This is a genomic window from Comamonas sp. Z1 (genome assembly GCF_008121555.1).
GTDB classification, from domain to species: Bacteria; Pseudomonadota; Gammaproteobacteria; order Burkholderiales; family Burkholderiaceae_C; genus Comamonas; species Comamonas thiooxydans.
Genome location: NZ_VOQT01000005.1, coordinates 311172 through 324588, shown reverse-complemented (window position 1 = coordinate 324588; position 13417 = coordinate 311172). Strand labels below are relative to the sequence as shown.

Genomic DNA, 13417 nt, shown 5'->3' with positions numbered 1-13417 from the left:
CCAGGCGCAGGTGCGCGGCAAGGCTTACTCCTTGCAAGCGACCGCAATGCCACAGAGTGCCCGCAAAGCCTCTGTTCACTTGAACGGGCTCTGAGGACACCACGCAAAACCCTGTTGCATCTTCCTATAATCGTGAGTCCACTTGGCGGTTCATCACCTTGACTACAGAAATTTCCACATCCAATCCGCTTGCCTTGATCGCAGATGACATGCGCGAAGTGGATATCGTCATTGCTCAGCGACTGACAACCAGCGTCCCCCTGATCGCACAGATCTCCCAATACATCATTGCCGCGGGCGGCAAGCGCCTGCGCCCGGCCCTGCTGCTGCTGATCGCCGGCGCCCTGGGACATCAGGGCAAGAACAAATACATTCTGGCCGCCGTGGTGGAGCTGATTCACACCGCGACCTTGCTGCACGACGATGTGGTGGACGAATCCACGCTGCGTCGTGGCAGGGCCACGGCCAACGAGACCTTTGGCAACCCTGCCAGTGTTCTGGTCGGAGACTTTCTGCACACCCGCTCCTTCCAGATGATGGTGGAAGTGGGCAGCATGCGCGTGCTGCAAATCCTGTCCGACGCCACCAACGTGATCGCAGAAGGCGAAGTCCAGCAGCTCATCAACACCCATGATGCTTCGCTGAATGAAGCCGGCTATCTGCACGTCATCCGCTCCAAGACCGCCCAGCTCTTCGAGGCCAGCGCACAGCTGGCAGCCGTGCTGGCCGGTGCCACGCCTGAAGTGGAGCAGGCCTGTGCCGCCTATGGCCAGGCACTTGGAACGGCATTCCAGATCATTGACGATGTGCTGGACTACACCGGCAACACTCAGGAAATGGGCAAGAACCTGGGCGATGACCTGCGCGAAGGCAAATGCACCCTGCCACTGATCGCCGCCATGCAGCGCGGCAGCGCCGAGCAGGCCGCCATCGTGCGCAACGCCATCGAACAAGGCTCTACGGATCAACTGGATGCCGTGGTGGAAATCGTGCGCAGCACCGGCGCCCTGGACGTTGCCCGAGCCGCCGCGCACGCGGAAGCCCAGCGCGCCATTGATGCACTGGCCTCGCTGCCAAGCAATGCATACACCGCAAGTTTGCTACAATTGGCCTCTCAGCTTTTGGAGCGCCGCACCTGAATCGCCAGGTGCACCACGGCGCTCGACAAACAAAGCCTGCGGGGTGTAGCTTAGCCTGGTAGAGCGCTACGTTCGGGACGTAGAGGCCGGAGGTTCGAATCCTCTCACCCCGACCAATCTCATTTTTGTCGCAGTTTCTTGCGCCATGTTCAATGACGCGGCATTGACACATGCATGCGCGCCTGGCGACCTGCCGTTTGCCACAACAAGAATGGTAGGATAGATCCTCTACTCCCCTCCCAGACTTGGATACATGGCTGCTGCCGACACTCTGCAAAAGAACACTCCTGCGCCCATTGCCATCCCAGGTTTAGGCAGGGCCCTGATTTCTGCAGGAAAGGTTTCGCAGCAAGCCGCCGAGAACGCAGCCAAGAAAGCCGCCACAGGCAAGACCCCGTTCATCACCGAGCTCAGCCAGTCTGGTGAAATCAGCGCACTGGAAATTGCCGAAACCATTTCCATGATGTTCAGCACTCCGCTGCTGGACCTCAACGCCATCGACGTCCAGCAACTTCCGCGCGAACTGCTGGACCCGAAAATCAGCAACGCCTATCGCGTGCTGGCACTCAGCAAGCGCGGCAATCGGCTCACCATCGCCACGGCAGACCCTACTCAGCAGGAAGCTGCCGAACAGATCAAATTCACGACTCAGTTGCTGGTGGACTGGGTGGTTGTCGAGGCCGACAAGCTGCAAAAGCTCATCGAGCAGACCGGCAAGAGCGTCAGCGAATCCCTGGACTCCTATTCCAGCTCAGGGGACTTCGACTTTGACGACGTCAAGATCGAGGATGCCCCCGAGGAAAAAGACAATGCCGTCGGCGCCGAGGTCGAGGATGCGCCGGTCGTCAAGTTTCTGCACAAGATGCTGCTGGACGCCTTCAATATGCGCGCGTCCGACTTGCACTTCGAGCCCTACGAACACAATTACCGCGTGCGCTTTCGTATCGACGGCGAGCTGCGCGAGATTGCCTCTCCTCCTATCGCGATCAAGGACAAGCTGGCTTCGCGCATCAAGGTGATCTCGCGCCTGGACATCTCGGAGAAACGCGTTCCGCAAGACGGCCGCATGAAGCTCAAGGTCGGCCCCGATCGCGTCATCGACTTTCGTGTCAGCACCTTGCCCACGCTGTTTGGCGAAAAGATCGTGATCCGTATTCTGGACCCGAGCTCGGCCAAGATGGGCATCGATGCCCTAGGCTACGAGCCCGAGGAGAAAGAGCGCCTGCTCAAGGCCATCAACCGCCCCTACGGCATGATTCTGGTCACCGGCCCCACGGGCTCGGGCAAGACCGTGTCGCTGTACACCTGCCTGAACCTGCTCAACCAGCCGGGCGTGAACATTGCCACTGCCGAAGACCCTTCCGAAATCAACATGCCCGGCGTCAACCAGGTGAATGTGAACGAGAAGGCCGGCCTGACCTTTGCTGCTGCGCTCAAGTCCTTTCTGCGCCAGGATCCGGACATCATCATGGTCGGTGAAATCCGCGACCTGGAAACCGCCGACATCTCGATCAAGGCTGCCCAGACCGGGCACCTGGTGCTGTCCACGCTGCACACCAATGACGCTCCGACCACGCTGACGCGCATGCGCAATATGGGCATCGCCCCTTTCAATATTGCCTCCAGCGTGATTCTGATCACCGCCCAGCGTCTGGCGCGACGCCTGTGTGCGCAGTGCAAGGAGCCCGCCGACATACCGCACGACGCCCTGATCGATGCCGGCTACGACGAAGCCGAACTCGACGGCAGCTGGGTCAGCTACAAGCCTGTCGGCTGCCCTGCCTGCAACAACGGCTACAAGGGACGTGTCGGTATTTATCAGGTGATGCCCATCAGCGAAGAGATTCAGCGCATCATCCTGCGTGACGGCAGCGCCCTGGAGATTGCCGCACAGGCCAAGGCCGAAGGAGTACGCTCTCTGCGCGGCTCGGGCCTGCATAAAGTCAAGCTGGGTCTGACCTCACTCGAAGAAGTGCTGGCGGTCACCAACGAATAAAACCAGTATCAGTGAGGGAACGCCATGGCAAGCGCAGCGTCCAAGGGAATCAAGGAATTTCTCTTCGAGTGGGAAGGCAAGGACCGCAACGGCAAGATCGTTCGCGGCGAGACTCGTGCCGGCGGAGAAAACCAGATCCAGGCCATGCTGCGCCGCCAGGGCGTGACTCCGTCCAAGATCAAGAAGCGCAGGACCCGCGGCGGCAAGAAGATCAAGCCCAAGGACATTGCGCTGTTCACGCGCCAGCTGGCCACCATGATGAAGGCCGGCGTGCCGCTGCTGCAGTCTTTCGACATCGTGGGCCGGGGCAACACCAACCCCAACGTCACCAAGCTGCTCAACGACATCCGCTCCGATGTGGAAACCGGCACTTCGCTGAGCGCCGCCTTTCGGAAGTTTCCGCTCTACTTCAACAGCCTCTACTGCAATCTGGTGGAGGCCGGCGAGGCCGCAGGTATTCTGGAGTCGCTGCTGGACCGTCTTGCCACCTATATGGAAAAGACGGAAGCCATCAAGTCCAAGATCAAGTCGGCGCTGATGTACCCCACATCGGTCATGATCGTGGCCTTCGTCGTGGTGACCGTGATCATGATCTTCGTGATCCCGGCCTTCAAGGAGGTCTTCACCTCCTTTGGCGCCGACCTGCCCGCGCCCACGCTGCTGGTGATGGGCATCAGCGATTACTTTGTCCAGTACTGGTGGCTGATCTTCGGCGTGCTGGGCGGCGGCATCTATTTCTTCATGCAGGCCTGGAAGCGCAACGAGCGCGTACAGCAGTTCATGGACCGCACCATACTCAAGCTACCCATCTTCGGCGTGCTGATCGAGAAGTCCTGCGTGGCCCGCTGGACACGTACGCTGTCCACCATGTTTGCCGCCGGCGTGCCGCTGGTCGAGGCGCTGGACTCCGTGGGAGGCGCCTCGGGCAACTACCTCTACAAAAACGCCACCGACAGGATTCAGTCGGAAGTCTCCACGGGCACCAGCCTGACCGTGGCCATGGCCAATGCCAACATCTTCCCTTCCATGGTGCTGCAGATGTGTGCCATCGGCGAGGAATCGGGCGCCATCGACCATATGCTGGGCAAGGCAGCCGATTTCTATGAAAGCGAAGTCGACGAAATGGTGGCGGGCCTCTCCAGCCTGATGGAGCCCATCATCATCGTCTTCCTGGGCACCTTGATCGGCGGCATCGTGGTGTCCATGTATCTGCCTATCTTCAAGCTGGGTCAAGTGGTCTGATGATTTCCGAACTGGTGTTGAATGCCGCTGCCGGCGGCGTGCTGGGCTTGCTGATCGGCAGCTTTCTGAATGTGGTGATCCACCGCCTGCCTCTGATGATGGAGCAGGAATGGCATGCCGAAGGTGCGCAATGGGCCGAGGAACAAAAGGACAAGGGCGCCAGAATCGAGCTGCCGCCGGCCAAGCCCGCCATCACGCTGAGCCAGCCTCGTTCGCGCTGCCCGCATTGCGGCCATCAGATCGCCTGGTACGAGAACATTCCCGTGCTGAGCTATCTGTTTCTGCGCGGACGCTGCGCCGAGTGCAAAACGCCCATCAGCCTGCGCTACCCTGTGGTTGAACTGGTCTGCGCCGCGCTGTTTGCCTTCTGCCTGGGCCGCGACGGCCTGACCGCCACCGGCTTTGCCTGGTGCGGCTTCAGCGCGGCGCTGCTGGCGCTTGCACTGATAGACTGGGACACCACGTTCTTGCCGGACTCCATCACTCTGCCCCTGCTCTGGGCCGGCCTGATCGCCTCCGCACTGCAGTGGACCAGCGTGCCTCTGCAACAATCGCTGTGGGGCGCCGTCGCAGGCTATATGTCGCTATGGCTGATCTTCTGGGCCTTCAAGCTGGCAACGGGCAAGGAAGGCATGGGCTACGGCGATTTCAAGCTGTTTGCCGCACTCGGTGCCTGGTTTGGCTGGCAGGCACTGGTGCCCATCATTCTCATGGCATCGGTCGTGGGCGCCGTCATCGGCATTGCGCTCAAGATCAACAGCAAGCTGCGCGAAGGCGGCTATGTGCCATTCGGCCCTTTTCTTGCCGGCGGCGGTTTCGTCAGCCTGATCTGGGGCCCGCAGGCGGTGCTCAGCTTTGCAGGCCTGTAAGCCATGAAAGTCGCACCTGAGCGCTCACCATTCAGACTGGGGCTGACGGGCGGCATCGGCAGCGGCAAAAGCACGGTTGCAGCCAGGCTGCAGGCATGCGGCGCAACGCTGATCGATGCCGACCATATCTCGCGCAGCCTGACGGCAAGCGGCGGCATGGCCCTGCCCCTCATCGCTCAGGCTTTTGGTGCCGATCTGATCGACGCACAGGGCGCCCTCAACCGCGCCCGCATGCGCGAGCTGGTCTTCGCCGATCCGTCCGCGCGCCAGCGCCTGGAAGCCATTCTCCACCCCCTGATCGCCGAGCAGACCCGGCAGCAGCATGAAGCGGCCGTGGCTGCGGGCAGCAAGCTCATCGTGCACGACATTCCGCTGCTGGTCGAGTCCGGCCACTGGCGAACACGCCTGGATGGCGTGCTGGTCGTGGACTGCCGCGAGAGCACGCAGACAGAGCGCGTCATGGCGCGCAGCGCTATCACACGCGAGGCCGTGCAGGCCATCATCGACGCCCAGGCCACGCGTGCCCAGCGTCTGGCCACGGCCGACTGGGTCATCTATAACGATGACGGGGTCACAATCGGAACTCTCCACGCATATACCGATCAAATCGCTGCATGGTTCGGGCTATGATGCAGACCATGGCTTGGCCTGTGCGTGTGATCGCCGCATGTGCACGTTGACCGCTGATTCCTGTGCACCCCGAGGAGCCCAGCAAACGTGATCCTGTACGAATATCCTTTTAACGAGCGTCTGAGAACTTATCTGCGTCTTGAGCAGTTGTATCGCCGTTTGCGCGAGCTGCTGACCCGCGCGCATTCGGTCGATCATCATTTCGCCCTGATCACCATCTTCGAGATCATGGACGTGGCCTCGCGCAGCGATCTGCGAGCCGACGTCATCAAGGACCTGGAGCGCCAGAAGCACCTGCTGGACGTGTTGCGCGACAACCCCGATATTTCCCAGCACATGCTGCACCAGGTGGCGCGCCAGGTGGAGAGCTGCTTTGCCACCATCAATGCACAGACCGGCAAGACCGGCCAGGCGCTGACCGAAAACGAATGGCTGATGTCCATACGCAGCCGTGTGGGCATACCCGGCGGCACCTGCAGCTTTGACCTGCCGGCCTATCACGCCTGGCAGAACCTCGATCCGCGCTACCGCCAGCGCGACCTCGAAGACTGGGCCGGCGAGCTGACCCCGCTGGGTCAGGCGCTTGAGCTGATCCTGCAGCTGCTGCGCGAAACCGGCATTCCCCAGCGCGTGGTGGCCGAGCAAGGCGTGTTCCAGCAGGCCATGCCGGCCGGCCGCAGCTTCCAGCTGCTGCGCCTGCGCATAGACCCGCATCTGAATCTGGTGCCGGAGATCAGCGGCAACCGCCTGCTGGTGTCGGTGCGCCTGCTCAAGCTGGCCCATGGCAGCAAGCCCCAGCCCTGCAATGACGACGCCACTTTCGAGCTCACGCTCTGCGCATAAGTAAGTCCCCGGCAGTCTTCTCGTCCCGATTGAGCCGCACATTGCGGCTCAATGGCTTTCAGGGTCGGCCACCCGTGTTTTCCAGCTGTGATACATCTACGCCATGAGCACTGACAAGCAATCCCCCACCATGGTGAAATGCCCGACCTGCGGCGGCCCCAGCGTTTTTTTGCCCAGCAATAAGTTCCGCCCCTTCTGCAGCGAGCGTTGCCGCAATATCGATCTGGGCGCCTGGGGCAATGAAGAGTTCCGCGTTCCGGCTCAGACGCCTCCCGAAGATGGGCCGTTTGGTGATCCACGCACGGAAAACTAAGCGAGGCAGCAAAAACAAGAGCGCCTTGCGCTTGGCATGTATTGATTTCAACCTGATTGACCAAGCAAATCGAGATTCAGCTAGCGCAAGGCGCTCTTTATTTCAGAGCATACCGTTTCAGGCCCGAGGCTGCTGCGCCTCGTAATGGCTTTGATCAAAGACCAGGCCGCGCTCCTCGCTCAGCCATTGCAGCACGGGATAGGCACCGGGCAGGACGGGGTGCACATCGAGCGGCAACTGCTGCCAGGCCATTTGCTGGCCCTCGCGCATCTCGAACTCGCCCGTCCATTCCGTCACCTTGCACCAGTGCAGACGCACCAGCGCATGCGGGTAGTCATGCTCGGTCACCTTCCAGGCATGGGCCTGGCCAATGGTCACACCCAGCTCTTCGATCAGCTCGCGGCGCAAAGCCTGCTCCACGCTCTCGCCGGCCTCCAGCTTGCCGCCAGGAAACTCCCAGTAGCCCGCATAAGGCTTGCCTGCAGGGCGGCTTGAAATCAGCAGCGCCCCATCGGATTCGCGCAACAGCACGCCCACGGCCACTTCCGTGTGCTTGCGCTGCGCCTGTGTTTCAGCAGTCACTTCCACAACACTCTTTCTTCATTCCAGGTCGGCTTCTTCAGCCAGACCGTCCACATCTTCAATGCGCTTCTTGACCGTCACGGGGCGCTCGTTGCGGCCCGCGTAGTCGCGTGCGAACTGGTGGGCCACACGGCCGCTGCGCGAGCCGCGCTCCAGCGCCCAGACCAGGGCTTCGGGCCTGGCCGCCTCGATGGTGGCCTGGTCCATGCCCAGCGCAGACAGCCACTGCGCCACCACGCGCAAATACTCGTCCTGGCTGAAGGGGTAGAAGCTCACCCAGAGACCGAAGCGCTCGGACAGCGATATTTTTTCCTCCACCACCTCGCCGGGGTGGATCTCGCCGTTCTCGCTTTTTTGCTGCGCCAGGTTGTCCGTCATGTACTCGGGCAGCAGATGGCGGCGATTGCTGGTGGCATAGACCAGCACATTCGGCGTGGCCGCGGAAACCGAGCCATCCAGCATGGATTTCATGGCCTTGTAGCCGGGCTCGCCCTCTTCAAAGCTCAGATCGTCGCAATAGATGATGAATTTCTCGCTCCGGCCGGCGACCACGTCGACGATGTCGGGCAGATCGGTTAGATCGGCCTTGTCCACCTCAATCAGACGCAGGCCCTGGGGCGCAAAGCTGTGCAGGCAGGCACGGATCAGCGAGGACTTGCCCGTGCCGCGCGCACCCGTCAGCAACACGTTGTTGGCCGTGCGACCGCTGACGAACTGCTCGGTATTGCGCGCAATCTTTTCCTTTTGCACGTCGATGTTCTGCAGATCGGACAACTGCATGGCGCCCACATGGCGCACCGGCTCCAGCACGCCGCAGCCGTTGGCGCGCTTGCGGTAGCGCCAGGCAATCGCCGCATCCCAGTCGGCGGGTGCCTGCAGGGGCTGGGGCAGCACGGACTCGATGCGCTGCATCAATTGCTCGGCACGCTCGACCAGGCGCTCCAAAGGGTTCATCACATCTTGCACGACCAGATCTCCATGTTTTTATAGCTTTCAGCGCTTGCCTAATCTTGATTTCAGAATAAAAAGCAATCAAAACTCAATATAGACAAGCGCAAGAAGCTCCTGAAATTGAAGCACACGCAGTCGCCTGCGAGGCATGAGGCTGGCGCGGCCCAAGCCAGAGATACCGAGCAAGAGCCGCCTCGCAGCGAAGGTATCGTCCCCCTCCCGATGCAACGCATCGAGAGAGGGGGAAGGCGCGTTGCCCAGGCGGAACCGCCTAGGCAACGCGCCTCAGGGGGTGCTCAATTACGACCGGTAATCAGCGTTGATGGTCACATATTCGTGACTCAGATCGCAGGTCCATACCGTCTGCGCGGCATCGCCACGACCCAGCACCACGCGCACCACGATCTCCTGCTGCTTCATCACGCGCTGACCGTCTTCTTCCTTGTAAGAAGGATTGCGGCCGCCGTCGACCACCACATGCACATCGTCCAGGTACAGATCGATCTTGGTCTGGTCCAGGTCGGCAATGCCGGCATAGCCCACAGCGGCCAGGATGCGGCCCAGGTTGGGGTCGGAAGCAAAAAAGGCCGTCTTGACCAGGGGCGAGTGGGCAATGGAGTAAGCAACCAGACGGCACTCTTCCTCATTCTTGCCACCCTCGACCTTGACGCTGATGAACTTGGTGGCGCCCTCGCCATCGCGAACAATGGCCTGCGCGAGCTTTTGCGCCACTTCCAGCAATGCGGCCTTGAGCTGCTCGCCTTCGGCGCTGGAGAGCTCCTTGATCTGGGCGTTGCCTGCCTTGTGGGTGGCGATCAGCACGAACGAGTCATTGGTGGAGGTGTCGCCATCAATGGTCACGCGGTTGAAGGAGCCGTCGGCCAGCTCCTTGACCAGGGGCTGCAGCAGCTCGGGTGCGATCGCCGCATCGGTAGCCAGAAAGCCCAGCATGGTCGCCATATTGGGACGGATCATGCCAGCGCCCTTGCTGATGCCGGTGATGGCAACCGTCTTGCCGCCAATGCTGACGCTGCGGCTGAAAGCCTTGGGCAAGGTGTCGGTGGTCATGATGCCTTCGGCAGCCGTGGCCCAGTTATCCGCCTTGGCAGCAGCAATGGCCTTGGGCATGCCCGCCACGATGCGGTCAACGGGCAGCTCTTCCATGATCACGCCAGTGGAAAAAGGCAGGATCTGGCCTGCGTTCAGATCCAGCTCCTTGGCCAGAGCCGCGCAGGTGGCGCGGGCATTGGCCAGACCGGCGGCGCCGGTGCCTGCATTGGCATTGCCGGTGTTGACGACCATGGCGCGGATGCCGGTGCCGACCGCCAGATGCTCGCGGCAGATCTGCACGGGAGCGGCGCAGAAACGGTTCTGGGTGAACACGCCGGCCACCGAGGCGCCTTCGTCGAGCAGGAACACCGTCAGGTCCTTGCGATTGGCCTTGCGCACGCTGGCTTCGGTAACGCCAATGCGAACGCCATTGATCGCCAGCAGATCAGCGGCGACGGGAGCGGAAAGATTCACGGACATTTCTGTATGTTCCTGAGAAAAGCCTCCCCCTGAGCCGCTGCGCGGCTTCCCCCTGAGGGGGACGACATCTTCGCCGCGAGGCGGCTCTTGCTCGATGTCTCCGGCCAAGAGCGCGCCCCGTACAGCAGCCTAGGGGTCGAAAGTTAAAACGTTCCCCATTATCGGAACAATCAAGCCGACCTCAGGCTTTACTGGCATTGCCCGAGTAAAAAGCCAACGCACAAATGCAAACACGGGCCAATGCCCGTGTTGTAAATGCAGCTTGAGACGCACTACCCAAGCCAGAGCCATCCTCACGGCTGGGACGTGAGTTCCCCTTGGAGCAAGGCGCGAAGCGCCTCAGGGGGTCAGGACAGCTTGCCGTGGCAAAGCTTGAACTTCTTGCCGCTGCCGCAGGGGCAAGGGTCGTTGCGGCCCACGTGCACGCCCTCGGGCATGGCCAGAGGCTCGGCCAGCATCACGTCGTCCTCGATGCTCATGCCTTCGGTTTCCGAGGGCGAGGCATAACTCATGTGCTCCAGGCTCTGCGCACCGCGCTCGTTCATGGCGACGGCGGCTTCGTCCATCTCTTCGCGCGAGCGAACCTGGACCGTCATCAGCACGCGGGTGACTTCGGTCTTGACCTGATCGATCAGTTGGCGGAACAGCTCGAAAGCCTCGCGCTTGTATTCCTGCTTGGGCTGCTTCTGGGCATAGCCGCGCAGGTGAATGCCCTGGCGCAGATAGTCCAGCGCGGCCAGGTGGTCGCGCCAGTTGGTGTCGAAGCTCTGCAGCAGCACGGCACGCTGGAATTGCGTGAAGTTCTCCTGGCCGATCATGGCCACCTTGGCGTCGAACAGATCGTGGGCCGCCTTGACGACCTTCTCCAGAATGTCTTCGTCGGTGATGGATTCGGAACCCGCCACGTCCTGCTGCAAGGAAAGATCGATCTGCCATTCGCTGGCCAGCGCCTTCTCCAGGCCGGGCACATCCCACTGCTCTTCCATGGACTCGGCCGGCACGTACTGACGCACCAGGTCGGTGATCACGTCCTCGCGCATCGCGGCCAGCATGCCGCCCAGATCGGTCGAGTCCAGAATGTCGTTGCGCTGCTGGTAGATCACCTTGCGCTGATCGTTGGCCACGTCGTCATATTCGAGCAGTTGCTTGCGCATGTCGAAGTTGCGTGCTTCGACCTTGCGCTGCGCCGACTCGATGGAGCGGGTCACGATGCCGGCCTCGATGGCTTCGCCTTCGGGCATCTTCAGGCGGTCCATGATGGCCTTGACTCGGTCGCCCGCGAAGATGCGCATCAGCTGGTCGTCCAGGCTCAGATAGAAACGCGAAGAGCCGGGGTCGCCCTGGCGGCCCGAGCGGCCGCGCAGCTGGTTGTCGATACGGCGCGATTCATGACGCTCGGTGGCGATGATGCGCAGACCGCCCAGTGCCACGATCTTGTCGTGAGCCACTTGCCAGTCGGCACGCAGCTGCTCGATCTGCTGCTGGCGCTCGGTCTCGCTGAGCGCCTCGTTGCTCTCGATGGCCTTGAGCTGCTTGTCGATATTGCCGCCCAGCACGATGTCGGTACCACGGCCGGCCATATTGGTGGCGATGGTGATCATGCCTTCGCTGCCCGCCTGGGCAATGATGTCGGCCTCGCGCTCATGCTGCTTGGCGTTGAGCACCTGATGGGGCAGCTTTTCGCGCGTCAGCAACTGGTCGATGATTTCGGAGTTTTCGATCGAGGTCGTGCCGACCAGCACGGGCTGGCCGCGCTCGTAGCACTCGCGGATGTCCTTGATCGCCGCGTCGTACTTTTCCTTGGTGGTCTTGTAGACGCGATCGAGCTGGTCCTGGCGCTTGCTGGGCTTGTTGGGCGGCACCACCACGGTTTCCAGGCCATAGATTTCCTGGAATTCGTAGGCCTCGGTGTCGGCCGTACCGGTCATGCCCGACAGCTTCTTGTACAGACGGAAGTAGTTCTGGAAGGTGATCGAGGCCATGGTCTGGTTCTCGGCCTGGATGGCCACACCTTCCTTGGCTTCCACGGCCTGGTGCAGGCCATCGCTCCAGCGACGACCGGCCATCAGACGGCCGGTGAACTCGTCCACGATCACGATTTCGTCGTTCTGCACCACATAGTGCTGGTCGCGGAAATACAGCTGGTTGGCACGCAGCGCGGCGTACAGATGATGCACCAGAGAGATGTTGGAGGGGTCGTACAGGGACGAGCCTTCGGCGATCAGTCCGGCATGGGCCAGCAGGCGCTCGGCCGCTTCATAGCCTTGATCGGTCAGGTAGACCTGATGGGATTTCTCATCGACCGTGAAATCGCCGGGCTTGGTCACGCCTTCACCCGTACGGGGATCGGCTTCGCCCTCCTGACGCACCAGATTCGGCACGATCTGGTTCATGGCCACGTACATGGCCGTGTGATCTTCGGCCGGACCGGAGATGATCAGCGGAGTACGCGCCTCGTCGATCAGGATCGAGTCCACCTCGTCGACGATGGCGTAGTTCAGCACGCGCTGCACGCGGTCGCCGGGCTCGTACACCATGTTGTCACGCAGGTAGTCGAAGCCGTATTCGTTGTTCGTGCCGTAGGTGATGTCGGAGTTGTATGCCTGCTGCTTTTGTTCGCGCGACAGATTGGGCAGGTTGATGCCCACCGACAGGCCGAGGAAGTTGTAGAGGCGAGCCATGGTCGTGGCATCGCGATTGGCCAGGTAATCATTGACGGTCACGACATGCACGCCCTCGCCCGACAGGGCATTGAGGTACACGGGCAGCGTCGCGGTCAGCGTCTTGCCTTCTCCGGTGCGCATTTCGGCAATCTTGCCGTAATGCAGCGCCATGGCGCCCAGCATCTGCACGTCGAAGTGACGCATCTTCATGACGCGCTTGGAGCCTTCACGCACTACGGCAAAGGCTTCGGGCAACAACTCGTCCAGCGCCTCGCCCTTGGCAACGCGGTCCTTGAACTCCTGCGTCTTGGCGCGCAATGCCTCATCGCTGAGCTTTTCGTACTCAGGCTCCATCGCATTGATGCGAGCGACTGTTTTACGGTATTGCTTGAGCAACCGGTCATTGCGGCTGCCGAACAGTTTGGTGAGGAAATTGGTGGCCATGCGTGCGAAGGCACATTGCTTTTTTGCCTGTTGCGCAAAGCAATGTGTCCAGAATCCCTTGATTGTTGGTCTTCAGATGGGGCCGTCCCTGCGGCAGTCAAGAGCCACACCCGAAATGGGTGAAAAAACCTCCTGACGCACCCCAAACAGGGACAGGACCAAAAAATGATTCTAACCGCGCAAGCCTGCCTTGGCTTTTCGCCACTCCAGAGCAC

The 13417-nt window shown here is 61.2% G+C and carries 11 protein-coding genes and 1 tRNA gene; 8 read left to right on the top strand and 4 right to left on the bottom strand.

What is annotated here, in order from left to right:
• Positions 1-209 precede the first annotated feature (209 nt).
• The 8 genes from FSY45_RS12415 to FSY45_RS12380 all read left to right on the top strand — a co-directional run bounded on the left by FSY45_RS12415 (position 210) and on the right by FSY45_RS12380 (position 7032).
• Positions 210-1139, top strand: a complete 930-nt coding sequence (locus tag FSY45_RS12415; protein WP_003062198.1) for a polyprenyl synthetase family protein — start codon at positions 210-212, stop codon at positions 1137-1139.
• A 39-nt stretch (positions 1140-1178) separates the two neighbouring features.
• Positions 1179-1255: transfer RNA gene (locus FSY45_RS12410), tRNA-Pro, on the top strand.
• A 137-nt stretch (positions 1256-1392) separates the two neighbouring features.
• Positions 1393-3135: a type IV-A pilus assembly ATPase PilB gene (gene pilB / locus FSY45_RS12405; protein WP_046461087.1), complete on the top strand. Its 1743-nt coding sequence runs from the start codon at positions 1393-1395 to the stop codon at positions 3133-3135.
• A gap of 24 nt (positions 3136-3159) precedes the next feature.
• The gene (locus FSY45_RS12400; RefSeq protein WP_003062193.1) at positions 3160-4377 is read left to right on the top strand and encodes a type II secretion system F family protein; all 1218 of its coding nucleotides are present in this window, start codon (positions 3160-3162) and stop codon (positions 4375-4377) included.
• Complete coding sequence (locus FSY45_RS12395) at positions 4377-5246, top strand: A24 family peptidase (RefSeq protein WP_003062192.1); 870 nt, start codon at positions 4377-4379, stop codon at positions 5244-5246. The genes FSY45_RS12400 and FSY45_RS12395 overlap by 1 nt, the downstream gene beginning before the upstream one ends.
• A 3-nt stretch (positions 5247-5249) precedes the next feature.
• Positions 5250-5876, top strand: coding sequence for a dephospho-CoA kinase (coaE, locus tag FSY45_RS12390; RefSeq protein WP_046461086.1), 627 nt, complete (start codon positions 5250-5252; stop codon positions 5874-5876).
• Between the two features lie 87 nt (positions 5877-5963).
• Positions 5964-6719, top strand: coding sequence for a cell division protein ZapD (gene zapD / locus FSY45_RS12385; protein ID WP_046461085.1), 756 nt, complete (start codon positions 5964-5966; stop codon positions 6717-6719).
• A gap of 103 nt (positions 6720-6822) precedes the next feature.
• Positions 6823-7032, top strand: coding sequence for a DNA gyrase inhibitor YacG (locus FSY45_RS12380; RefSeq protein ID WP_046461084.1), 210 nt, complete (start codon positions 6823-6825; stop codon positions 7030-7032).
• Between the two features lie 117 nt (positions 7033-7149).
• Here the strand turns inward: FSY45_RS12380 and FSY45_RS12375 are convergent, their stop codons facing one another.
• From FSY45_RS12375 to secA, 4 genes are all read right to left on the bottom strand, one after another.
• On the bottom strand, positions 7150-7620 hold the full coding sequence (locus tag FSY45_RS12375) for an NUDIX domain-containing protein (RefSeq protein WP_046461083.1): 471 nt from the start codon (positions 7618-7620) through the stop codon (positions 7150-7152).
• A 12-nt stretch (positions 7621-7632) separates the two neighbouring features.
• A complete protein-coding gene (locus FSY45_RS12370) occupies positions 7633-8568 on the bottom strand; it encodes an ATP-binding protein (RefSeq protein WP_034381627.1) in 936 nt (311 codons plus the stop codon).
• Positions 8569-8865: 297 nt separating this feature from the next.
• A complete protein-coding gene (gene argJ, locus FSY45_RS12360; protein WP_003062182.1) occupies positions 8866-10095 on the bottom strand; it encodes a bifunctional glutamate N-acetyltransferase/amino-acid acetyltransferase ArgJ in 1230 nt (409 codons plus the stop codon).
• 347 nt (positions 10096-10442) lie between these two features.
• On the bottom strand, positions 10443-13202 hold the full coding sequence (secA, locus tag FSY45_RS12355) for a preprotein translocase subunit SecA (protein WP_046461082.1): 2760 nt from the start codon (positions 13200-13202) through the stop codon (positions 10443-10445).
• Positions 13203-13417: the final 215 nt, after the last annotated feature.